Genomic DNA, 21,765 nt, shown 5'->3' on the forward strand with positions numbered 1-21,765 from the left:
CGGGCCCCTTCCCCTCAGCCGCGGCGCAACCCGGCGACGGCCTCCCGCAGATCATCCTGGCCGATCGGGGCCGGCGGCGCACCCTCCGTGGCCTCCCGCAGCGCCTTGGCGAGTTGCACCCGGCGCAGCGCCTCGCGCAGGTCGGCGCCGGTGAGCCCGGCGGTGTCGGCGGCCAGGGCGACCGGGTCCACGTCGTCGGCGAACATCCGGAAGCCGGTGCGCTCGTGCCGGTCGATCAGCTCCCGGATCATCTTGCCGAGGATCTCCGCGCGACCGGCGTCGTCCGGCGCCGGGATGGCGATCTTCAGGTCGAAGCGGCCGGAGCGGATCAGTGAGGCGTCGACGCGTTGCGGGAAGTTGGTGGTGGCGACCACGATGACGTCGGGGTTCTCCTCGAACAGCGTGTTCATCTCCTGCTTGAAGATGCCGGCGACGGCGTTGACCGCCTGGCTGGCCGCGTCGCCGCCGGCCCCGGCGTAGCTGATGATCGAGTCGAACTCGTCGAAGAGCATCACGGTGGGCCGGCGGTAGCGGCGGGCGTCGCGGAAGATGCGCTTGATGTTGCGCTCGGAACCGCCGAGATACTTGTCCAGGATCTCCGGCGTGCGGATCTCCACGAAGTCCGCGCCGACCTCGTTGGCGAGGGCCCGGGCCAGCATGGTCTTGCCGGTGCCCGGCGGGCCGTACATCAGGATGCCCTGCGGCCGACGCGCTCCCCAGCGGGCCATCGCCTGCGGGTGCCGGAACGACACCGCCACCTCGCGGAACCGGGCGACCACGTCGGCCAGACCGCCGACCTGGTCGAGGGTCACCGTCTCGCTGCGCGGCGCGGCCACCGCGACCGGTCGCCGCCCCACCAGGTACGTGCGTCCGCGCAGCACGGTCGGCTCGACGCTGTCGCCGGCGAGTTCGCGTACCGCCTGGAGCAGTAGGCCGAGCACGGCCCGCAGGTGCTCCGGTCCCACCTCGGCGCTCGGCACGTCGGCGCGGATGCGTACCGTGCCGTTCTCCTGCTCGACGCGGGGTCGCACGCCGGCGGCCTCGGCGGCGGCCAGCACCGCCCGGCCGGCCGGGTCGCGCGGCGGCGTGGCCAGGGCGGTGCCGGCGGGTCGCAGCCCGAGGCGGCGGGACGCCTCGGCGGCGGCCCGGCCCACCGCGGCGGCGGCCGGGCCGTCGCCGGCGCGCGCGGCCAGCCGCTCGGCGAGCAGCAGGCCGACCGGCCCGGCCAGCCCGAGGGCGAGCAGGCCCGCCGGCGCGGCCTCCATCCGCAGGTACGCCTCGAAGCGGTGCACCTGCCGACCGTCGGCGGTGTCGGTGCGCACGGTGCAGCGGACCTCCCGCACCGGGGCGGGGAAGCTCGCGCCGGCCAGCAGCTCGACCGGCCCGTCTCCGGCGGCGGCGAGCAACCCGGCCGGGTCGGTGATGCGCACCTCGGCGCCGAGCAGCGGCACCGTCTCCTCGTCCGGCCGCACCTCGTACCCGGTCATGGGTCCTCTTCCCTCGCGGCGACGTGTGAGGACGAGTCTGGCACCCTCCGGGCCGACCGGCCACCTCAGCCGACGTCGCTGAGCAGGCCGTCGACCAGCTCGCGAGGCAACCCGTGGGTGTCGTGCAGCCAGTGGTAGTCGCGTTCGGTCAGCGGACCCCGCGCGCGGACCCGGTCCACGAGCGGCCGGCCGCGCCGCAGCAGCTCCCGGAACCGGCGCTCCTCGTCGCACAGCAGCTCCCGCAGCGGGTCGGGGTCGACCGGCCGGCGGAACCGGCGCAGCGTGTCCGCGTACCCGGTGAGCGGCAGTTGCCCCAGGCTGCGCGCCGGGTCGTCGCGCCACAGCACGGTCAGCGCGCGGCGCAGCAGCCGGCGCAGCACGTAGCCCCGCCCGGTGTTGCCCGGGCGTACCCCGTCGGAGAGCACGACCACCGCGGAGCGCAGGTGGTCCGCGACCACGCGCAGGTCCGTCTCCGGCAGGTCCCACCGGTCGCGGACCGCGCCCACCCACGGGCGCAGCCCGTCACCGGTGAACACGGACGTCTCGCCGCGCAGCACCATCTCCAACCGTTCCAGCCCCATGCCGGTGTCGATGCTGGACAGCGGCAGCGACGTGAGCCGGCCGTCGGGGTGCCGGTGGTACCGCATCTGCACGTGGTTCCACACCTCCACCCAGCGCGCGTCGCCGCTGGGGGTGCCGGTCGGCGGCCCGTCGCCGGTCCACACGAAGATCTCCGAGTCCGGTCCGCACGGGCCGGTCGGTCCGTTGGACCACCAGTTGTCCTCGCCGAGCGCCTCCACCGGCACTCCGAGCGCGGTCCACGTCTCCCGCGCGGTCTCGTCCGGGCCGAGCTGGTCGTCGCCGCCGAAGACGGTCGCGTGCAGCCGCCGCGGCGGGATCCGGTAGCCGTCGGTGAGCAGCTCGAAGCCCCAGCGCAGGCTGGTCGCGATGTCGTAGTCGCCGAGCGACCAGGAGCCGAGCATCTGGAACACGGTCAGGTGGGTGCGGTCGCCGATCTCGTCGAGGTCGGTGGTGCGCAGGCACCGCTGCACGTTGACCAGCCGGCGTCCGCCCGGGTGCGGGCGCCCCAGGAGGTACGGCGTGAGCGGGTGCATGCCCGAGGTGGTGAACAGCACCGGGTCGCCGGGCGGTGGCACCAGGGAACTCTCCGGCGCGTCGGAGTGGTCGAGCCGGTGGTAGTGGTCGTCGAAGGTGCGGATGATCTCGTCGGGTGTCATGGCGGGCGCCTTCCGGGTACGGGCGTCCGGACAGTCCGCCGAAGGGTGGCGTGACACGACGACGCCGGCGGACCGTTTCCGGTCGCCGGCGTGGGGTTGGGGCAGTTCAGGCGGCGGCAACCGGCGAGCGGAAAGCTCGCGCGGCTGCGGCGGTGATGGTGCGCCTGCTCTGCATACCGCCCACGCTAGCCCACCCTCTCGTCCCGCGCCCACCCCTTTCCCCGCCCCGCCCCCGCCCCGCCCCGCCCCACCTCGCCTCGCCCCGCCCCACCTCGCCCCGTCGATCATGAAGTTGGCGGTCCCCGCCGCCCGATTTGTCGCCGTCAACTTCATGGTCGACATCCGCGTCGGCGTGGGCGTCGGACGCCGCCGTCGATCATGGAGTTGTGGCACCTGACAAGAGCCGCGAATGCCGCATGCCAGGCGCCACAACTCCATGATCGACGGGGCGGACGGTCAGGGACGGTCAGGGACGGTCAGAGGGCGGAGCGGGGTGGGGTGGGGGTCAGGAGGTGGTGGTAGAGGGTGTTCAGGCGGTCGGCCTGAGACTCCCAGGTCCAGGTGGGCAGCGGGGAGTTCGGGCCGTCGTAGGCGGCGCGGTAGCGGGCCGGGTCGGCGAGCACCGCCCGGACCGCGCGGGCCAGGTCGGCGGCGTCCCGGGCGCGGAAGACCTCACCCTGGCCGGTGGCCCGGACCGTGTCGGCCATGGTCCGGACGTCGCTGACCACGATCGGCAGCCGCGCGTGCGCGTACTCGAAGAACTTGGTGATCAACGCGATCTCGTGGTTGGGCCAGTGGTGCAGCGGGATGAGCCCGACGTCGGCGGTGGCGAGGAACGCGACGAGCTGCCGGTGCGGCACGTACGGCAGCACGTGCACCCGCTCGGCGACGCCGTGGCGGGCGGCGCGGGCGACGACCTGCCGGACGTAGGCGGCGGCCGGGTCGGCGACGACCAGGGCAAGGTGTACGCCGGGCAGCCGGGGCAGCGCCTCGACCACGGTGTCCACGCCACGCTGTTCGGCCATCGCCCCGCTGTAGACCAGCAGCGGAGTGTCGGCGGCCACGCCGCAACGGGCCCGCAGGTCGAGTGCCGGCCCACCGGCCGACCGATCCTCGGCGGCAACCGACGCGGTTCGACCGGCGAGCACGGCGGCAACCGGGCCGGTTCGACCGGCGGACACGGCGGCAACCGGGACGGTTCGACCGGCGGGCACGGCGGCAACCGGGACGGTTCGACCGGCAGACCCGCCGGCAGCGCGCCCGGCGGCGGCAGCCGGCACGGTTCGAGCGGCGGGACCGGCAGTGGCGACGCGTGCCGGTCCGGCGACCGGGGCGTTGAGCACGACGGTGGGGCGCTCCGGCAGGTCGTGGTCGCGGACCAGCAGGTCGGCGAGCGTGTCGGAGACGGTGACGACCGCGTCGGCGTGGCCGACGTACTCGCGGACGTAGCCCAGGTGCGCGGGCAGCCAGCGGGCGTTGTCGCGACGGGGCCGGGCGCCCGGAAGCCACTCGTGCGCGTCCCAGACCAGCCTCACGACGTGTCCCCGCGCACGGGCGCGGTCGACCGCGCGGGCGGCCACGCCGAGCATCCGGAAGTCGTGCGCGTGGATCAGGTCGGGGCGCAGCTCGTCGACGACCGGGCCGGCGACGCGTTCGTAGTCCCACAGTCCCGGCTCCAGCCGGCGCCAGGCCCGGTCGCCGAGGCGGGCCCGCCAGTAGCGGACCTGGGCGTGCTCCAGCGGTCGGCGGGCCAGCCGGGCCACCCGCAACGGCAGCCCGCCACGCGCGACCAGCCCTCCCCGTAGACCGGACAGGACGCGGTGCCGGCCACGTACTGCGGCGTCGGGAACCGGCACACCGAAATCGTCGCGGTCCGCACCACGCGGGCCGGCGTCTCCCGCGCCCGCGTCGTCGGCATCCCGCGTCGGCGCCGCGAGCGCGCGGGGCGCGTCCAGCGGCAGCACGCGTACCTCGGCGTCGCCGAGCTGCCAGCGGCGCTCGGCGTCGGTGCGGGCGCAGCCGAGGAGGGTGACGTGCCAGCCCGCGTCGGCGGCCGACCGGGCGGCCTTCTGCACCCGTGAGTCACCCTCGACCGCGTTGTCGACGAGCATCACCACCCGCCGGCCGGCGCCCGGCGGCGGCGCGGCGTCCCGCTGCTTCGGCATGGGCGCGAGTGTACGGGGAGGCGGGAGCCGCCCGAGGGTCGCAAAATGCGGCCTGAGCTGCGAGGACACCGAATGTGCGAGTGCCGGTGGGGGGAATTTCACCGGCCGTGCACATGCCGGTCAGGCGGCGCCGGAGGGGACCAGCGGGCCCGGCGCGACGGCCTGCCGACCGTCGCGGCGGTTGGGCAGCGACAGGCGGATGACCTTCCACCAGGCGGAGGCGACCTGCTTGGGCAGCGGGCCGGTGGTGTAGTGCAGCCCGTACCTGTCGAACAGCGCCCGGACCTGCGGGGCGATCTCCTGGTAGCGGTTGCTCGGCAGGTCGGGGAAGAGGTGGTGCTCGATCTGGAAGGACAGGTTCCCGGTCATGATGTGCAGCAGGCGGGGGCCGCTGATGTTGGCCGAGCCGAGCATCTGCCGCAGGTACCACTCACCGCGCGTCTCGCCCTCGATGGAGGTCTTCTCGAACGTCTCCACGCCGTTCGGGAAGTGCCCGCACATGATCACCGAGTGGCTCCACACGTTGCGGACCAGGTTGGCGGTGAACGTGGCGGCGAGCGTGGACAGGAACGACGGGCCGGAGAGCAGCGGGTGCACCACGTAGTCCTTGAGCACCTGCTTGCGGATCTTGCGGCCGACCGCCTTCGCCTTGGCCCGGAACTTCGGGTCCTTGAGCCGCTTCTGCTTGAGGTGGTCGCCCAGCTCCATGTCGTACGCGGCGATGCCGTACTCGAAGAAGGCGGCGTTGAGCAGGTTCCACACCGGCTGGCCCAGGTGCATCGGGTGCCAGGGCTGGTCCTCGTCGACGCGCATGATGCCGTACCCGAGGTCGTTGTCCTTGCCGACCACGTTGGTGTAGCGGTGGTGCAGCTCGTTGTGCGACTGCTTCCACTGGTCGGCCGGGGAGACGTGGTCCCAGTCCCAGGTCGTGGAGTGGATCTTCGGGTCACGCATCCAGTCCCACTGGCCGTGCAGGACGTTGTGCCCGATCTCCATGTTGTCGAGGATCTTGGCGACGGTGAGACCGGCCGTGCCGACGAGCCAGGCCGGCGGGAACAGCGAGAACAGCAGCACCGCGCGGCTGCTGATCTCCAGCGTCCGCTGGGTCTTGATCACCTTGCGGATGTAGCGGGCGTCCCGCTCCCCCCGGTCGGCGATCACCCGGTCCCGGATCGCGTCCAGCTCCTTGCCGATGATCTCGATGTCCTCGGCGCTCAGGTGGGCGATCGGGTTGTCGGCCTTCTTCTGGATCACGGTCACGTCGGTGGCTCCTCAGAGTTCGATGTCGCAGGTACCGGCGGCCGCCGAGACGCAGGTCTGGATCCGCACGCCGTCACCCGGCACGGCCGTGGTCACGTCGCCGTTGCGCAGGTCGCGTACCGCGCCCTGGCGCAGCGGCACGACGCAGCCGTAACAGATCCCCATCCGGCAGCCCGAGGGCATGAGCACCCCCGCGTTCTCCCCCGCGTCGAGCAGTGTGGTGGCACCGTCAGCCTGGACTGATACCCCCGCCACGGTGAAATTCACCTTTCCGCCCTCGCCCGGCGTGATCACCGTAGGACGGAACCGCTCGGTGTGCAGCAGATCGACGGCGCCCCGGGCCGCCCAGTGCGCCTCGGCGGCGTCGAGCAGGCCGAGCGGCCCGCACGCCCAGGTGTGCCGCTGCGCGTGGTCGGGTACGAGTTCGTCCAGCTCGGTCACGTCGAGCAGGCCGGAGGTGTCGGTGTGCCGCTCGACCAGGCGTACCGCGCCGCGTTCGGCAAACGCCCTCAGCTCCGCGCCGAAGATGACGTCGTCGCGGGTCGGCGCCGAGTGCACGAGCACCACGTCGGCGCGTTCGGTGAGCCCGGCGCGGAGCATCCCCATGACCGGGGTGATGCCGCTGCCGGCGGTCAGGAAGAGGACCCGCTCGGGCGTGGCCGTGGGCAGCACGAATTCGCCCTGGGCCTGGTCGAGCTGGACGATCGTGCCGGGTCGGATCCGGCGGACCAGGTAGTTGCTGACCTTGCCGTCCGGGATCGCCTTCACGGTCACGGCGATCCGGCCGTCCGCCGCGCCCGGCGGCGAGGTGAGCGAGTACGCGCGCCACTGGCGTACCCCGTCGACGTCCACGCCCAGGCGCACGTACTGCCCCGGCAGGTGACCCCGCCAGCCGCGACCCGGTTGGATCACCAGCGTCGCCGCGTCCCGGGTCTCCGGGCGGACGGCCACGATCCGGCCCCGCAGCGGCGCGCCCGCGCGCAGCGGCGCGACCATGTCGAGATAGTCGCCCGGCAGCAGTGGGGTGGTGACCGTGCCGGCCAGCCGCAGCAGCCTGTCCCGGAAGGAGACCTTCTGGGAGCGGCGGGGCGCAGTTGTGGTCATATGACCAGCGTGGCTGCGTAATCGCATAACATCTTGACCGACAAAGGTGAAACGGTCACAGGTTTTTGTTCGAAGGGAACAACATGTCGCAGGAGGCCGGGACCGGGCAGCGGGCCGCCCATCTCGATCTCGACGCCGAGGTGGCGGCGATGCTGCGCGGCCGGCTGCCGATGGTCGCCGAACGCACGGTCACCGCGATCACCGCCGAGGTGCCGGACTACTCCGGCACGCTCACCGGCACCATGCGCGCGAAGATCGAGAACGCGGTACGCATCGCGCTCGGCACGTTCCTCCAGCTCATCGAGGGTACCCAGGCGTACGACCCGAGCACTCCCCTGGCCCCCGCGTTGGAGGCCGCGTACGCGCTGGGCAGCGGCGAGGCCCGCTCGGGGCGGAGCATGGACGCGCTGCTGGCCGCGTACCGGGTGGGCGCCCGGGTGGCCTGGCGGGAGGTCTCCACCATCACGGTGCGCAGCGGCCTGGCCGCCGAGACGGTGGCCGAGTTCGCCGAGCTGATGTTCGCGTACATCGACGAGCTGTCCGCGGCCAGCGTGGCCGGGCACGCCGACGAGCTGGCGAGCGCCGGCCGGGTACGCCGCCGGGATGTGGAACGGCTCACCCGGCAGTTGCTCGCCGGCGAGCCGGAGGAGTCGCTTCGGCGCAGCGCGGAGCGGGCCGACTGGCCGCCGCCGCAGACGCTGACCGTGGTGCTGCTGCCCCGCCGCCACCTGCGCGCGGTGCTCGCCCTGCTCGGCCCGCAGACACTGGAGAGCGGCGAGGACCTGCCCGGCATGCGTCCGGCCGAGGAGCTGGCGGTGCTGCTGGTGCCGGACGCGCACGGCGGCCGGCGCCGGCAGCTGATCCGGCTGCTGCACGGGCACCGGGCGGTGCTCGGCCCGGCCCGCCCCTGGCACCGGGTCGCCGCGTCCTACCAGCGGGCCACCCGGGCCCTCGCGCTCGGACTCGGCGAACCGGACGCCGGGCCGGTCGACACCGAGCGTCACCTCGCCACGCTGCTGCTCAGCATGGACCCGGAGGCACTGGCCGACCTGCGGACCCAGGCCCTCGCGCCGCTCGCCGCCCTGCCGCCGGCCACCGCCCACCGGCTCGCCGAGACGCTGCGGTCCTGGCTGCTGCACCAGGGACGCCGGGACGACGTGGCGGCCGACCTGTTCGTGCACCCGCAGACCGTCCGCTACCGGATGGGCAAGCTGCGGGAGCTGTTCGGCGACCGCCTGCACGACCCCGCCACCGTCCTGGACCTCACCATCGCCCTCGCCGTCCCACCCGAGCAAGGAGGGGCCCTCGCTTGACAGCCGGGCCGCAGGGCTCGGGGGGCCCGGGACCTCCGGCCCTGTCCCTGGGCCCCGGCGGCGGGCAGCCTCGGAAGGGGACGAGCAACGAGGAGGCGCCGCCATGGACCGGTCCGCGACCCGCACGCAGCAGGACCCGACGGTACGGGTGCTGGAGGCGGCGGCCCGACAGTCCCTGCACGCCCCCTCGGTGTTCAACACCCAACCCTGGCGCTGGCGGATCGACGCCGGGACGCTGGAGTTGCGCGCCGACCCCGGCCGGCAGCTCGCCCACACCGACCCGGACGGCCGGCTGCTCACCCTGAGCTGCGGCGCGGCCCTGCACCACGCCCGGGTGTCGCTCGCCGCCGTCGGCTGGGCGGTCACCGTCGAACGGCTGCCCGACCCGGCCGACCCGTCGCTGCTCGCCCGGCTGCGCGCCACCGGCCCGACCGTGCTGGACGTGCCGGCGCTCCGGCTCGTCGACGCGATCCCGCGCCGCCGCACCGACCGGCGCGCGTACGGCGACCGGCCGGTGCCCGAGCCGGTCCTGACCCGGCTCACCGACGCCGTCGAGGCGCAGGGCGCGCACCTGCACGTGGTCCGCCCGGATCAGATGCCGATGCTGGCCGTGTCCACCGGTCGCGCCGCCGACGCGGAGCTGGCCGACCCGGCGTACCGGGAGGAGCTGCACCGGTGGACCAACCGCCCGCCGGGCAGCGGCGACGGCGTGCCCACGACAACCGCCGTCCGGCCCGCACCGCGGCGCGTCCCGCTGCGCGATCACGCCCCCGGCGGGGCGGCCGGGCTGACCGCCGGCGCCGACTTCGACCGAGGCGCCGCGTACCTGATCCTGTTCGGCGACCGCGACGAGCCGGAAGCGTGGCTGCGTGGCGGCGAGGCGCTGTCGGCGCTGCTGCTCACCGCGACCGCCGAGGGGTTGGCCGCCGCTCCGCTCAGCGACGCGATCGAGCTGGCCTGGCCGCGCCGGATGATGCGCGAGCTGCTCGCCGGCATCGGCGACCCCTACCTGGTGGTGCGGGTCGGCTGGGGCCCGGACACGGACCTGCCGCCGGCTCCCCGGCGCGCGCCCGCCGAGGTCATCGAGGTGGTGGCGCCGCCGGAGTGACCCGTTCGTCGTCCGCCCTCGGCGCTACCCTCGACGGGTGTTCGAACTGGACCTGGCCGACGCATTCGTGGTCTTCGGCGACCAGGACTCCGGTTGTCTCTCCTACGGCGTGCGGGCGGCGGGCCGGCGCTGGTTCGTCAAGCAGGCCCGGACCCCGCAGGCGCGGGCCTCGCTGACCCGGGCCCTCGGCCTGCACGCAGCCGTCCGGCACCCGGCGGTCGTCCGGCCGGAGCTGGTGCGCGACGGCACCGACGGCCCCACCCTGGTGTACCCGTGGTGCGAGGGGACCGTGCTCAACCACGCCACCGTGCACGGGTCGGACCGCTCCGGCCTGGCCCGCTTCCAGCACCTCCCGGTCGCCGAGGTGCGGGCGGCCCTGGCGGTGATCCTCGACGCCCACCTTGCCGTCAGCGCCGCCGGCTACGTCGCGATCGACCTGTACGACGGGTGTTTCCTCTACGACTTCGACGCCCGCCGGATGCGGCTGATCGACCTGGACGAGTACCGGCCGGGAGCGTTCGTCCTGGACTCCGAGCGGCTGCCCGGATCCCGCCGTTATCTCTCACCCGAGGAGCTGACCCGGGGCTCGATCATCGACGAGCGCACCACCGTCCACGCGTTGGGCCGCACGCTGCACCATCTGCTCGACGCGCCGTCGGGCTGGCGGGGCGACGAGCGCGCCGCCGCGGTCGTGGAGCGGGCCACCCGGGCCGACCCCGCTGCGCGGTACGCGTGCGTGCCCGACCTGGTCGAGGCCTGGCGCGAGACGACCTGACCGCCGGCTCGCCGGCTCGCCGGCTCGCCGGCGATCACGACCGGTGACAGTCGGTGAAGAACGGTGTGCCGCTCCGCCGATGACTCCGGGTAACGGCAGGTCGTTGCCCCGGAAAGGCGACCGCACGGTGCCTGATCGCTCTGAGCAGGGGTTACGCGAGATTCGTCGCGACAGCCGGGCACCCCGCTCCACCGCCTTTGCTCTGCAGCCATCCGCGCAGCGGCAGCTCTCCGTCATCGGTGCGTCCGTGGCTGCAGAGCAAAGGCGGCGGAGGGAGGGGACGCGGATCCGGCCCGCCCCTCACCCGGAGTGACGAGCCGCTGCCGTCGCCGCGCGGAGGCGAGGAGAGCGAGGCGGTCTGCCCGCGCGAACCCGCCCGCGTCGGCGGACCGCCGGCACGAGCAGACCGCGCACGAGCGGGTGACCGGGCCCGAGGGCCCCGCCGGGACGGAGACGGCACGGCCGGTCAGCACCGCGAAGACCTGGCGGCACGCGCCCACGAGGGACTATTCCCTATTGTCCACTGTCACTGTCAGCAACTGTTCTGCGTATTCCCGATCGCATGTTGACGGTGGCGAACATGAGGGCAATCATGATGGTCACTGGATCCACCCCACGCCAATGTCGGATCTGGTGGCTTTTCCCACCCCTCGACGGGATCGCGCCGGGACCGCGAGATTCCGCCGGGCAATCGTGCCCGGCGCGCGCTCGGCAAACCCTATCGGGCGGATAGGAATTGCTGCCGCTCGCCCGAGGAGTCCGCCGGTGAACGGGAACAACGACGCTCCCGCGCCGAGCCGGCCTAGGCCGGCTCCCTACGGCGCTGAGCTGGAAAAACGGCTCGCACTGCACGGCGGTCGGCCGGTCCGGCGCGCGCCGTGGCCCACCTATGACAAAGGTGCGGTATTCGTACACGCCGAGGACGAGGACGCCGCAATTCGGGCCATCCGCAGTCATCTCTACTTCCGATACGACCACCGCGCGCAGAACGAAACCGAATGCGGTCGCTTCGAGGACGAACTGTGCCGCTATTTCGGCACCCGGCACGCGCTCGCCGTTTCCAGCGGCACCGCCGCGTTGGCCCTCGCCCTGATGGGAGCGGCCGTGCCGCCGGGGTCATTGGTCGCCTGCCCCGGATTCACTTTTGTCGCCACTCCGAGTGCCATTGTGCTGGCCGGCTGCCGACCATTTCTGGTCGAGGTCGACGACGACCTGCGGATGGATCTCGACGACCTGCGCCGGCGGTGGCGGCCGGACATCCGCGCCGTCATGGTGGTGCACATGCGCGGCTTCGCCGCCGACGTCGAGGCGCTCGCCGCCTTCGCCGCCGAGATGGGCGTACCGCTGATCGAGGACGCCGTACCGGCGCTCGGCGCCGAACTCCACGGCCGGAAGCTCGGCACGTTCGGCGCGGCCGGGGCGTTCAGCACCCAGTCCGACAAGGCACTCAACTGCGGTGAGGGTGGCTTCCTGGTCACCGACGACAGCACGCTCTTCGCCCGGGCGGTCGCGCTGTCCGGGGCGTACGAGGGGCGGTTGCGCCGGCACTTCCCGGACGGCGAGCCGTCGCTCACCGGCCTGGACCTGCCCCTGCTCAGCCTGCGGATGGACGAGATCCGGGCGGCGCTGCTGCGGGCCGAGCTGACCCGGCTGCCGCAGCGGCTGGCGCTGTTCCACCGCAACTACGCCCACGTCTCGCGCGCCCTGGCCGACCTGCCGGGCATCGCCGTGCGGCGACCGGTGGCGCCCGGGGCGTACCTCGGAGAAGCGTTCCTCTTCCGCGTGCCCGGCGGCGACGCGGGCTGGTTCGCCCGGGCGCTGCGGGCCGAGGGGATCGACGCCCGCAACATCGGCGCGGACGACGACCTCAACGTCCGGGCGTTCTGGAACTGGCGCTTCCTCTACGACACCGCCGACCCCGGGCAGGTCCGGGCGACGCTGCCGCGCACCGCGCGGCTGCTCACCGAGACCGTCGACGTGCCGCTGTCGTCCAACCTCACCCCGGACGACTGCGACGACCTGGTCCACGCGGTCCGCAAGGTCGCCGCCGCCTGCGACAGCGCGCCGGCGCGGCCGTGACCGCCGTGGACACCGAACAGCGGCGACTGCCACGGCGCGCGCTGGTCGGGCTGCTCGGTGGCCTCTTCGCCGGCTACCTCGGGTTGACCGCGGTCATCCCGGTGCTGCCCGGCTTCCTGCGGGAGCGGCACGGCGCCGGCGACCTGACCGTCGGCGTCGTGGTCACCGTGACCGCGGTGACCGCGCTGCTGGTCCGGCCGGTCGCCGGCGCGCTGGCCGACCGGTACGGCCATCGCACCGTGATGCTGACCGGCGCGCTCGTGGTGGCCGCCGGCGGCCTGCTGTACCTGGCGCCGCTGGACGTGCCGGCGCTGGTGGCGGTCCGGCTGCTGCTCGGCGCCGGCGAGGCGGCCCTGTTCACCGCCGGCGCGGTGTGGATCGTCCAGCTCGCCCCGCACCACCGGCGCGGCCAGCTCATCGGCCTCTACGGGGTGAGCATGTGGGGTGGCATCTCCGCCGGCACGTTCCTCGGCGCCACCGTGCAGCAGGTCGGGTACCCGGCGGTCTGGGTGCTCAGCGCCGCCGCCCCGGCCCTCGGCGCCGCGCTCGTCGCGCTGGCGCCGACGCCGCCGCGCGCCACGCCGGCGGCCCGGGGCGGCGGCCTGCTGCTGCGCCCCGCGCTGCTGCCCGGCGTGGCGCTGACGTTCGGCGCGGCCGGGTACGCCGGGCTGGCCGCGTTCGTGGTGCTGCACCTGGACGCCCGCGGCATCGGCCACGGCGTGGTGGTGCTGAGCTGCTTCAGCGCGGTCTACGCCGGCACCCGGCTGGTCATCGGGCACCTGCCCGACCGGCTCGGCCCCCGCCGGGTGGCCGCCTGGTGCGGGGTGGGCGAGGCGGTCGGGCTGCTGGTCATCGCGGTCGCCCCGAACCTGCCGGTGGCGGTGGCCGGCAGCGTGGTGATGGGCGTCGGGTTCTCGCTGCTGCACCCGTCGCTGGCGCTGATGGTGATGAACCGCACCGACCCGGCGCGGCAGGGCGCGGCGATCGGTGCGTACACCTCGTTCTGGGATCTCGGGCTGGCGGTGTGGGGTCCGGCGACCGGTCTGGTCGCCGCCGGGTTCGGCTACCCGGCGGTGTTCGTGGCCGGCGCGGCCGGCGCGGCGGTCGCCGCCGCGATGGCGCTGCGCATCGGCCACCGAACCCCGATGGAGGTACGCACATGAGCGCACCCGTGACCGTGCTCAGCGTCACCGGCTGGTGTCGCAACGGCAGCACCATCATCGGCAACGTCCTCGGCGAGGTGCCCGGCGTAGTGCACGTCGGCGAACTGCACTTCCTGTGGAAGAACTCCGCCGGCCGCGGGGTCAACGACCGGTGCGGTTGCGGGTTGCCGCTGACCGCCTGCCCGCTCTGGTCGGCGGTGCTGCCCGTCGGCCGCCCGGCCGGCATGTCCGCCGACGCGCACGCCGCCGAGGTGATCCGGCGTCAACGCGCCCGGCTGCGGACCCGGCACACCTGGCGGGTGCTGCGCCGAGGCGCACCCGACCCGGACACCCGCGCGCACGCCGAACTGCTCGGCGCGGTCTACCAGGAGATCGCCGCGCGCACCGGCGCCCGGGTGATCGTGGACAGCACCAAGATCCCCGGGGAGTCGGCGTTGTTGCCGCACGTGCCCGGCGTCGGGCCGTACTGGCTGCACCTGGTCCGCGACCCGCGTGCGGTGGCGCACTCCTGGCGGGAACCGAAGGACTACGTCTACGCCATGTCGGCGGCGCGCAGCACGGCGTACTGGCACGGGTTCAACCTGGCGTCGGCGGCGATCAACCGCCGGCACCCCGCACGGTCGACGTTCCTGCGCTACGAGGACTTCACCGCCGACCCGGCCGGCACGGTCGACACGCTGCTGCGGCTGGTCGGCGCGGATCCGGCCGGCAACCCGGTCCGGGACCGCACCGTCGAGCTGCGCGGCAACCACACGGTGACCGGCAACCCCGACCGGTTCCGGACCGGCCCGACCGTCATCCGGGACACCGACGACGGGTGGCGGCGCACGCTGAACGGCCGGCAGCGCCTCGCCGTGACGGCGCTGGCCTGGCCGCTGTCCGCCCGCTACGGCTACCGGCCCGGCGGCGGGCCGACCGGCACACATCCCGGCGCGGCGACGCGCGTCGGCGAGACGGAGAGGTGACGGACGTGGATCTGGGGCTCAAGGGCCGGGTGGCGCTGGTCGCCGGCGGCACCAGCGGCATCGGGCTGGCCTGCGCGAAGGAGTTCGCCGTCGAGGGCGCGCACGTGGCGGTCTGCGGACGCGATCCGGATCGTCTCGCCGCGGCCGAGCGGGAGCTGGCCGCGGTGGCCACCGGGCGGGTCAGCGCCGACCGGGTGGACGTCACCGACACCGACGCCGCGGCCCGCTGGGTGGACCGGGTCGCCGCCGACCTCGGCGGGGCGGACGTGCTGCTGGTCAGCGGCGGCAGCCCGCCGATCGGCACCGCCACCGGTTTCGACACGGACGACTACCGGGCGGCCGTCGACCGGGTGCTGCTGCCGGCGGTCGCGCTGTCGCTGGCCGCGGTGCCGCACATGCGCGCGGTCGGCCGGGGCCGGCTGCTGCTGGTCGCCTCCGAGACCGCCTGCGTGCCGATCGGCCCGCTGGTGCTGTCCGGGGTGACCCGCGCCGCGCTGGTCCGCTTCGCCCAGGGGCTCGCCGTGGACGTGGGTCGGGACGGGATCACCGTGAACGTGCTCGCGCCCGGTGGGGTGCGTACCCCGCCGATGGAGCGCGCGGCGGCCCGACTGGCCGGCGACGACGGCGACGTGGCGGCCCGGCTGGCCGCGATGGGCCACCACAGCGCCGTCGGCCGGCTGGCCCGCCCCGAGGAGGTGGCCGCGGTGGCCGCGTTCCTGGCCAGCGAGCGGGCGTCGTACGTGACCGCCGGCGTGCACCTGATCGACGGCGGGGCCGCCGCCACCGGCCCCGACCTGCCGCACCTGACCGGGGTCCGCAAGGACACCTACGCCTGAGTCCACCCGACCGCCGCACGAGGGAGTGCCCATGTCCACGACCAGCCAGTTCACCGAGCGCGACGTCTCCGAGTTCTTCGACCAGACCACGCAGACGTACCTCAGCTTCTGGGACAGCGAGGGCGTGCTGCACACCGGCTACTTCGCCGGCGACGACGACGTCGACTACCACGCGGCGGCGGACCGGACCTCGGACATCCTCGCCGACGACGCCGGCATCGACGCGTCGTCGAACGTGCTCGACGTCGGCTGCGGCTGCGGCAACTTCCTGCTGCGGCTGGCCGGGCGCACCGGGTGCCGGGGCGAAGGGCTGGACCTGAGCATCGAGCGGGTCCGGTTCGCCGAACAGCGGCGCGCCGAGCGGGGCGCCGGGCTGGACGTGCGGTTCCGGCACGGCTCGGCCACCGCGCTGCCGTACGCCGACGGCACGTTCACGCACGTGGTCAGCCAGGACGCGTTGTTCCTGGTGCCGGAGAAGCCGCGCAGCCACGCCGAGATGTTCCGGGTGCTCGCCCCCGGCGGGGTGCTTGCCGTCTCGGACTTCCTCCAGCCGACCGAGCGGATCGGCGAGGCGGCCCGCCGGCACGTCTACGACCGGGTGCGCTGGAACGGCGGCTACTCGCTCGACGGCTACCGCGAGGCGTTGTCCGAGGCCGGGTTCGTGGACGTGGTGGCCCGCAGCCTCGACGCGCACATCCGGCAGACGTACCGGGTGCTGGGCCGCACCGCCCGGGAGCGCGCCGCGGCCACGACCGACGAGGCGGCGCGGACCTGGATCGGGAACTTCGCCGACTCCTGCGACGAGATCCAGTCGGCCATCGACCGGGGCGAGTTCGGCTGGGGCATGTTCGTCGCCCGCAAGCCGGCCTGAGGAAGGGACACCAGATGCCACAACCAGTCGACACCGTGAAGCGGACGATCGCCGAGGTGGTCGCCGCCCGCAAGACGCAGATGTCGCCCGGCGGGCTGTTCGTCGAGGCGTTCGCCAAGGACGGCTTCGACACCAGCGTCGACTACGACGTCACGATCACCGACTCGCTGACCAGTTCCCGGCGCAAACCGCGCTACCCGTCCCGGAACGTGCTCAAGGTGGTGGACCTGTCGGCGGACCCGCAGGACTTCTACTGGCACGAGAGCCCGCCCCGGCCCGACGACCCGGCGGTCGACGGCGCGGACCTGCGCCGGGAGGCGGCGAACCACTTCCACCGCTCCCCCATCCCGCCGCTGCTCACCACCACGGCGTGGGTGCAGGTGCCGGACACGCTGTGGGAGGACCCGGTCAGCTTCGCGCAGTTCATCGACTACCGGCTGGTGGTGCGGCTGGCGACCGCCGAGAACCACACCATCCTGCGCGGCGAGGGCGGGCTGCTGGGCATGCCGGAGCTGGGCCGGCTCACCGACCCGGGACCGTTCGGCTCCACCATCCTCTCCGCCTGCAACGAGGTCGAGCAGATGGGCAGCACCGCCGACGGGTTGATCATCAATCCGGCGGACTACTACCGGCTGCTCGGCAGCGGCACCCTGATGCGGGACGTGGAGGACAACGGCGTCTTCATCGTGCGTACCCGCCTGGTCGACCCGGGCACCGCGATCGTCGGCGACTTCGGCCACGGCGCGCTGCTGTTCGACGCCGGCCGGTCCCGGATCGGCTTCGCCGAGCCACCGCCGGGCACGTTCGCCGAGCCCGGGGTGGCGTTGCGCGCCGAGATCTGGGAACGGGTCGTGGTGAACCTGCCCACCTGCTTCTTCGTCGTCACGCTCTGACCGGCAGGGACGATGACGACACCCGCCCGCAGCGACCCCGACGTGCTGGTCATCGGCGCCGGCGTGGCCGGGCTGTGCTGCGCCTGGTTCCTGCGCCGTGCCGGGCACACCGTCACGGTGGTGGACCGGGGCCAGGTCGGCGACCCGGCGGCCTGCTCGGCCGGCAACACCGGTTTCGTCGGCACCCAGGGTTCGGCGCCACTGGCCGAGCCCGGGGTCCCGGCGAAGGGCGTCCGCTGGCTGTTCAGCCCGGAGAGCCCGTTCTCGGTCAAGCCCCGCCTCGACGGCGCGCTGCTGGCCTGGCTGTGGCACTTCCGCCGGCACTGCACCGAACGGCACGCCCGCGCCGGCTTCGAGACGCTGCTCGCGCTCAAGCAGCGCAGCCTGGCGCTGCTGCGCCAGATCTGCGCCGCCGACGAGCTGGCCGGGACGCTCACCGAACGCGGCATGATCCTGGCCTGCCACACCGAGCAGGGGTACGCGAAGGCGCGCCGCACGATCCCGGCGGCGACCGCGCGCGGGGTGCCACTGCGCGACCTGGACGCCGCGGAGCTGGCCCGGCTGGAGCCGGGCGTCGACTTCGCGGTGGCCGGCGCGCTGCTCAACGAGGAGGGTGCCGCGCTGCGCATCCCCGCTTTCCTGGTGGCCCTCGCCGAGGCGTTGCGGGCGCGCGGCGTGGAGATCCTCACCGGCGCCGAGGTACGCGACTTCGAGGTGACCGGCCGGCGGGTGCGCGGCGTCCGGACCGGCCGGGGCGACCTGCGCCCGACCGAGGTGGTGATCGCCGCCGGGGTCTGGTCGGCGGCCTGCGCCCGGATGCTCGGCGTCGGCCTGACGTTGCAACCGGCCAAGGGCTACACCGTCACCGTGCCGGCCGGGCCGGGCACGCCCACCCGGCCGGTGCTGCTCAGCGAGGGCAAGGTCGCGGTGATGCCGCTCGGTGACCGGGTACGCGTCGGCGGCACCTTGGAGCTGTCCGGGCTGGACACCTCGGTGTCGCCGCGCCGGGTGGACGGGATCCTGCACACCGCCCGGCGCTACCTGCCGGCGCTGGAGACCGACCGGCGGCTCGACGTGTGGAGCGGGCTGCGCCCGTGCACCCCGGACAGCCTGCCGCTGATCGGCAGGGCCGACGGCTGGGACAACGTCAGCGTGGCCACCGGGCACGGGCACATCGGGATGGGCCTCGCGCCGGCCGGCGGGGAGCTGCTCGCCCAGCTCGTCACCGGCGCGGAACCGGCCCAGCCGTTGCAGACGTTCGCCCTGGACCGCTTTCGGAGGGGGATCTGATGGACGACCGGCCGGAGATCGGGGTGCTCTGCCTCGACACCAGCTTCGACAAGATCCCCGGGCACATCCGCAACCCGACCACGTTCGACTTCCCGGTGCGCTACCGGGTGGTCGAGGGCGCGACGCCGCAGCGGCTGGTGCGCGAGGCCGACCCGACGCTGCTGGAGCCGTTCGTCGCGGCGGCCCGCGACCTGCAGGCCGCCGGGGTGGCCGGCATCACCGGCGCGTGCGGCTTCCTGGTGCTGTTCCAGGCCGAACTCGCCGCCGCGGTGGACGTGCCGCTGTGGTCGTCCAGTCTGGTGCAGTTGCCGATGGTGCACCGGATGGTCGGACGCACCGTCGGGCTGCTGGTCGCCGACGAGGCGGCGCTGACCGCACGGCACCTGGCCGCGGTCGGCGCCGCGGACGTGCCGGTCGCGGTCACCGGCATGGCCGGTCAGCCGGAGTTCCGCGAGGTGATGCTGCAGGGGCGGCGCGACACGCTCGACGTCGACCGGCTGGCCGCCGAGGTGGACGGCCGGGTGGACGCGCTCGCCCGCGCCCACCCCGAGCTGGGCGCGCTGGTGATCGAGTGCACCGACCTGGTGCCGTTCGCCCACCGGATCCAGGCGCGGCTGGGCGTGCCGGTGTTCGACATCGTCACGTTGACCACGATGGCCCACGCGACGCTCACCCGCCGCCCGTACGGCTAGGCCAGGACCTCGCGGAGGCGGGCGGCGAACTCGGCGGGCTTGCCGGCGTAGCCGGAGTGCTCGCCGAGGAAACCGCCGTGATGGCTGGGGAAGACGGCCGCCTCCTGCCCGAGCAGCGCCGCCGTGCCCAGCGCGGTGCGTGCGGTGTAGGTGCCGGCGGACTCCTCGCCGACCGCGACGACGATGCGCGTCGGCGCGGCGGTGAGCCGGGCCGCGTCGGGCCGGTAGTCGATGACCGCCCACGAGTTCTTCGACAGCAGCGGATCGTCGCGGCTGCCGTCGTCGTCGGCCGGCATGCCGAACGCCGCCGGGTCCGGCGAGGGCCGGGCAAAGTAGTCGTCGGTGAACTCGCCCTGCCAGGACGTCATGGCGATGAAGTCGGCCATGCCCGCGCCGGAGCCCTTCGCCTGGTAGGCCTCGTGGAAGCGGGCCCGGGCCCGCTCGGCGCCCGCCGCGTCGGGGAGCACCGCGTTGATCGGCGGCTCGTGCGCGACGAGCGTGACGACGTCGCCCGGGTGGGTGGCGACCAGCTCCAGCCCGGTCACCGCGCCGCCGCTGCTGCCGAAGACCTCGACCGGGCCGGCCCCGAGCGCCTCGATCAGCAGGTGCAGGTCGGCGGCCTGCTGCTGTGGCGTGTGGTCGGACCGGCCGTCGGTGCGCCGGCTGCGGCCCAGCCCGCGCGGGTCGTAGGTGACCACGGTGCGGTCGGCGAAGTGCTCGACGAGCGCCGAGAAGCCCTCCGCCGTCATCGGCTGGCCGATCATCAGCAGCACCGGGCGGGCGTCCGCCGGCGGAAGCGGCCCGCGCACGTCGTAGACCAGATCGGCGCCGGGCACGGCGAGCGTGTGGGTCCGTGTCGTCGTCATGGCGGTGACCCTACGACCCCGGTACGACACGGGCGGGGTGGGCGCGCGGGTGCCGGCAAAGCCGGGAACCAGCCCGTCGGCGTGCACCAGACTGACCGGGTGAGCAGCCTGCCGCGTGTGCGCCGGTCACGGTGGGCCATGCCGGTGGCGCCGGGTAGCCGGGTGACCCGGCTGGAGCTGTTCTACGACGTGATCTTCGTCTTCGCGTTCCTCAACGTCACCGCGCTCGTCGCCCGCCACCTGTCCTGGCTCGGGCTGCTCGCCGGCGCGATGGTGGTGGCGCTGCTCTGGTGGTGCTGGACCGGGTTCGCCGCGCTCGGCAACGTGGTACGCGCCGACCACGGCGTGCTGCCTCTGCTCGGCTTCGGGATCATGGCTGCCGTCTTCGTGCTGGCGGTCACGCTTCCGCAGGCGTTCGTCGACCAGCCGGGAGACCTGTCCGGGCCGGCGGTGTTCGCCGCCGCGTACCTGGTGGTGCGGGTGCTGACGGTGGCCGGCTTCGCGTTCGTGTTCACCCCGGCCCGGCAGAACCGCCGACAGATCCTGGTGACCGCGCTCCCGCCGCTGGTGGCCGGCGCGCTCGTCGTCGCCTCGGTCACGGTGTCCTGGTGGATTCCGGCCGACGCGGTCCTGACCGTGCGCCTGGCGTTGTGGGCCGCGGCGCTGGTGGTCGAGTACGCGGTCGGGCTGTTCCTGCCGTACGCGCGCTGGACCTTGCCGTCGGCCGGCCACTGGGCCGAGCGGCACGGCCTCATCGTGCTCATCGCCCTCGGCGAGGCCGTGATCTCGCTGGGTTTCGGGCCGGGGCAGTTCGACCGGCTCGCCCTCACCGCCATGGTGCTCGTCGCCTGCGTCCTCGGCATCGCCCTGATCGCCGCCCTGTGGTGGCTGCACTTCGACAGCCTGTCGTCGCGGGTGGAGCAGGTGTTGCACGCCACCCGCGACGAGGCCCGGATCCCGCTTGCCCGCGACGTGTACACCTACCTGCACCTGCTGCTCGTCCTCGGCGTGGTGGCCACCGCGCTCGGGCTCAAGTTGCTGGTGGAGGCGATTGCCGCGCCCCGTCCGGTACCCCCGATCACCAACATCATCCTGCACGCCGGCGTCGCGCTCTTCCTGCTCGCCGCCGCCGCGGTGGCGCGGCGGACGTTCCACGGCAGCGGACGCACCCGGCTCGTCGCCGGCCTGGTCGTCGCCGGGCTGGCCGTGCCGGCGATCGTCATCCCGCCGCTGGTCGACCTGGGCCTGCTGGTCGCGGTGTGCGGCGCGCTGGCGTTGGTCCAGCGGCTCACCGGCGATCGCCGGGGCATCAAGGCCCGGGCGCGGCAGGAGGAGCAGGCCGCCGAGGAGGCGGTGAGCGCCTGGCGGCGCCAGCACCTGTGACCGCGCCGGACGGCGGAAACGCCCGCCCGGGGTGCCGGTGGCACATAGCGTGGGGGCAGGGGCGGCCTGTCAGGGAGGCGGCCGGGACCGGAGGGAAGGCCGTGACCGAACCGGAAGAGGACCAGGAGAAGACCCGCAAGACCGACCAGGTGCTCTACTCCCCCGACGGCGACCCGCACCACACCCTGGCGGAGGCGCCGCAGCCGGACGAGCACCTCGACGTCACCACCACGGTCGACGGCCGGACCGAGGTCGTCGACGACGAGCAGTGACCCGC

19 protein-coding genes are annotated in these 21,765 nt (G+C 74.2%); 13 read left to right on the plus strand and 6 right to left on the minus strand.

All coding sequences use genetic code 11. The features are described 5' to 3' along the window. Positions 1 to 14: 14 nt before the first annotated feature. From O7598_RS17115 to O7598_RS17135, 5 genes are all read right to left on the minus strand, one after another. Complete coding sequence (locus tag O7598_RS17115) at positions 15 to 1,487, minus strand: ATP-binding protein (RefSeq protein WP_269692333.1); 1,473 nt, start codon at positions 1,485 to 1,487, stop codon at positions 15 to 17. A gap of 65 nt (positions 1,488 to 1,552) precedes the next feature. Then, positions 1,553 to 2,725, minus strand: a complete 1,173-nt coding sequence (locus tag O7598_RS17120) for an alanine--tRNA ligase-related protein (protein WP_269692334.1) — start codon at positions 2,723 to 2,725, stop codon at positions 1,553 to 1,555. A gap of 476 nt (positions 2,726 to 3,201) precedes the next feature. Beyond that, positions 3,202 to 4,890 (minus strand): glycosyltransferase, encoded by a 1,689-nt coding sequence (locus tag O7598_RS17125; protein ID WP_269692335.1) that lies wholly within the window; start codon positions 4,888 to 4,890, stop codon positions 3,202 to 3,204. A 120-nt stretch (positions 4,891 to 5,010) separates the two neighbouring features. Further along, positions 5,011 to 6,150: a fatty acid desaturase family protein gene (locus O7598_RS17130; protein WP_269692336.1), complete on the minus strand. Its 1,140-nt coding sequence runs from the start codon at positions 6,148 to 6,150 to the stop codon at positions 5,011 to 5,013. Positions 6,151 to 6,162: 12 nt separating this feature from the next. Further along, positions 6,163 to 7,254 (minus strand): ferredoxin reductase, encoded by a 1,092-nt coding sequence (locus O7598_RS17135; RefSeq protein ID WP_269692337.1) that lies wholly within the window; start codon positions 7,252 to 7,254, stop codon positions 6,163 to 6,165. A gap of 83 nt (positions 7,255 to 7,337) precedes the next feature. On the opposite strand from O7598_RS17135, the gene O7598_RS17140 reads away from it, so the two are divergent. The 11 genes from O7598_RS17140 to O7598_RS17190 all read left to right on the plus strand — a co-directional run bounded on the left by O7598_RS17140 (position 7,338) and on the right by O7598_RS17190 (position 19,239). Further along, complete coding sequence (locus O7598_RS17140) at positions 7,338 to 8,567, plus strand: PucR family transcriptional regulator (RefSeq protein WP_269692338.1); 1,230 nt, start codon at positions 7,338 to 7,340, stop codon at positions 8,565 to 8,567. Positions 8,568 to 8,670: 103 nt separating this feature from the next. Continuing rightward, positions 8,671 to 9,675: an Acg family FMN-binding oxidoreductase gene (locus O7598_RS17145; RefSeq protein ID WP_269692339.1), complete on the plus strand. Its 1,005-nt coding sequence runs from the start codon at positions 8,671 to 8,673 to the stop codon at positions 9,673 to 9,675. A gap of 37 nt (positions 9,676 to 9,712) precedes the next feature. Further along, the gene (locus O7598_RS17150) at positions 9,713 to 10,450 is read left to right on the plus strand and encodes a serine/threonine protein kinase (RefSeq protein WP_269692340.1); all 738 of its coding nucleotides are present in this window, start codon (positions 9,713 to 9,715) and stop codon (positions 10,448 to 10,450) included. A gap of 621 nt (positions 10,451 to 11,071) precedes the next feature. Beyond that, entirely contained in the window at positions 11,072 to 12,529 is a 1,458-nt protein-coding gene (locus tag O7598_RS17155; RefSeq protein WP_269694894.1) for a DegT/DnrJ/EryC1/StrS family aminotransferase, read from the plus strand. Then, positions 12,526 to 13,692 carry an MFS transporter gene (locus O7598_RS17160; protein WP_269692341.1) on the plus strand — a complete coding sequence of 389 codons (1,167 nt, stop codon included), beginning with the start codon at positions 12,526 to 12,528 and terminating at the stop codon, positions 13,690 to 13,692. The genes O7598_RS17155 and O7598_RS17160 overlap by 4 nt, the downstream gene beginning before the upstream one ends. Beyond that, the gene (locus O7598_RS17165) at positions 13,689 to 14,657 is read left to right on the plus strand and encodes a sulfotransferase domain-containing protein (RefSeq protein WP_269692342.1); all 969 of its coding nucleotides are present in this window, start codon (positions 13,689 to 13,691) and stop codon (positions 14,655 to 14,657) included. Before O7598_RS17160 ends, O7598_RS17165 begins: the two co-directional genes overlap by 4 nt. A gap of 5 nt (positions 14,658 to 14,662) precedes the next feature. After that, positions 14,663 to 15,493: an SDR family NAD(P)-dependent oxidoreductase gene (locus O7598_RS17170; RefSeq protein ID WP_269692343.1), complete on the plus strand. Its 831-nt coding sequence runs from the start codon at positions 14,663 to 14,665 to the stop codon at positions 15,491 to 15,493. Between the two features lie 31 nt (positions 15,494 to 15,524). Continuing rightward, a complete protein-coding gene (locus O7598_RS17175; RefSeq protein WP_269692344.1) occupies positions 15,525 to 16,364 on the plus strand; it encodes a class I SAM-dependent methyltransferase in 840 nt (279 codons plus the stop codon). A gap of 14 nt (positions 16,365 to 16,378) precedes the next feature. Continuing rightward, positions 16,379 to 17,257, plus strand: a complete 879-nt coding sequence (locus O7598_RS17180) for a family 3 encapsulin nanocompartment shell protein (protein ID WP_269692345.1) — start codon at positions 16,379 to 16,381, stop codon at positions 17,255 to 17,257. Positions 17,258 to 17,269: 12 nt separating this feature from the next. Continuing rightward, entirely contained in the window at positions 17,270 to 18,547 is a 1,278-nt protein-coding gene (locus tag O7598_RS17185; RefSeq protein ID WP_269692346.1) for an NAD(P)/FAD-dependent oxidoreductase, read from the plus strand. Further along, positions 18,547 to 19,239, plus strand: coding sequence for an aspartate/glutamate racemase family protein (locus O7598_RS17190; protein ID WP_269692347.1), 693 nt, complete (start codon positions 18,547 to 18,549; stop codon positions 19,237 to 19,239). Before O7598_RS17185 ends, O7598_RS17190 begins: the two co-directional genes overlap by 1 nt. Here the strand turns inward: O7598_RS17190 and O7598_RS17195 are convergent. Continuing rightward, positions 19,236 to 20,105, minus strand: coding sequence for an alpha/beta fold hydrolase (locus tag O7598_RS17195; protein WP_269692348.1), 870 nt, complete (start codon positions 20,103 to 20,105; stop codon positions 19,236 to 19,238). The two genes, O7598_RS17190 and O7598_RS17195, sit on opposite strands and share 4 nt — an antisense overlap. Before the next feature lie 99 nt (positions 20,106 to 20,204). Between O7598_RS17195 and O7598_RS17200 the strand changes: the two genes are divergently transcribed. Beyond that, positions 20,205 to 21,488 carry a low temperature requirement protein A gene (locus tag O7598_RS17200; protein ID WP_269692349.1) on the plus strand — a complete coding sequence of 428 codons (1,284 nt, stop codon included), beginning with the start codon at positions 20,205 to 20,207 and terminating at the stop codon, positions 21,486 to 21,488. Positions 21,489 to 21,589: 101 nt separating this feature from the next. After that, positions 21,590 to 21,760 carry a hypothetical protein gene (locus O7598_RS17205; protein ID WP_269692350.1) on the plus strand — a complete coding sequence of 57 codons (171 nt, stop codon included), beginning with the start codon at positions 21,590 to 21,592 and terminating at the stop codon, positions 21,758 to 21,760. Positions 21,761 to 21,765 lie beyond the last annotated feature (5 nt).

The sequence above is a fragment of the Micromonospora sp. WMMC241 genome, assembly GCF_027460165.1.
Taxonomy (GTDB): Bacteria; Actinomycetota; Actinomycetes; order Mycobacteriales; family Micromonosporaceae; genus Micromonospora; species Micromonospora humi.

Coding starts and splice junctions, on each gene's coding strand:
- O7598_RS17115 (WP_269692333.1), bottom strand. CDS start 1,487: ATGACCGGGTACGAGGTGCGGCCGGACGAGGAGACGGTGCCGCTGCTC.
- O7598_RS17120 (WP_269692334.1), bottom strand. CDS start 2,725: ATGACACCCGACGAGATCATCCGCACCTTCGACGACCACTACCACCGG.
- O7598_RS17125 (WP_269692335.1), bottom strand. CDS start 4,890: ATGCCGAAGCAGCGGGACGCCGCGCCGCCGCCGGGCGCCGGCCGGCGG.
- O7598_RS17135 (WP_269692337.1), bottom strand. CDS start 7,254: ATGACCACAACTGCGCCCCGCCGCTCCCAGAAGGTCTCCTTCCGGGAC.
- O7598_RS17140 (WP_269692338.1), top strand. CDS start 7,338: ATGTCGCAGGAGGCCGGGACCGGGCAGCGGGCCGCCCATCTCGATCTC.
- O7598_RS17145 (WP_269692339.1), top strand. CDS start 8,671: ATGGACCGGTCCGCGACCCGCACGCAGCAGGACCCGACGGTACGGGTG.
- O7598_RS17155 (WP_269694894.1), top strand. CDS start 11,072: ATGTCGGATCTGGTGGCTTTTCCCACCCCTCGACGGGATCGCGCCGGG.
- O7598_RS17165 (WP_269692342.1), top strand. CDS start 13,689: ATGAGCGCACCCGTGACCGTGCTCAGCGTCACCGGCTGGTGTCGCAAC.
- O7598_RS17175 (WP_269692344.1), top strand. CDS start 15,525: ATGTCCACGACCAGCCAGTTCACCGAGCGCGACGTCTCCGAGTTCTTC.
- O7598_RS17180 (WP_269692345.1), top strand. CDS start 16,379: ATGCCACAACCAGTCGACACCGTGAAGCGGACGATCGCCGAGGTGGTC.
- O7598_RS17185 (WP_269692346.1), top strand. CDS start 17,270: ATGACGACACCCGCCCGCAGCGACCCCGACGTGCTGGTCATCGGCGCC.
- O7598_RS17190 (WP_269692347.1), top strand. CDS start 18,547: ATGGACGACCGGCCGGAGATCGGGGTGCTCTGCCTCGACACCAGCTTC.
- O7598_RS17195 (WP_269692348.1), bottom strand. CDS start 20,105: ATGACGACGACACGGACCCACACGCTCGCCGTGCCCGGCGCCGATCTG.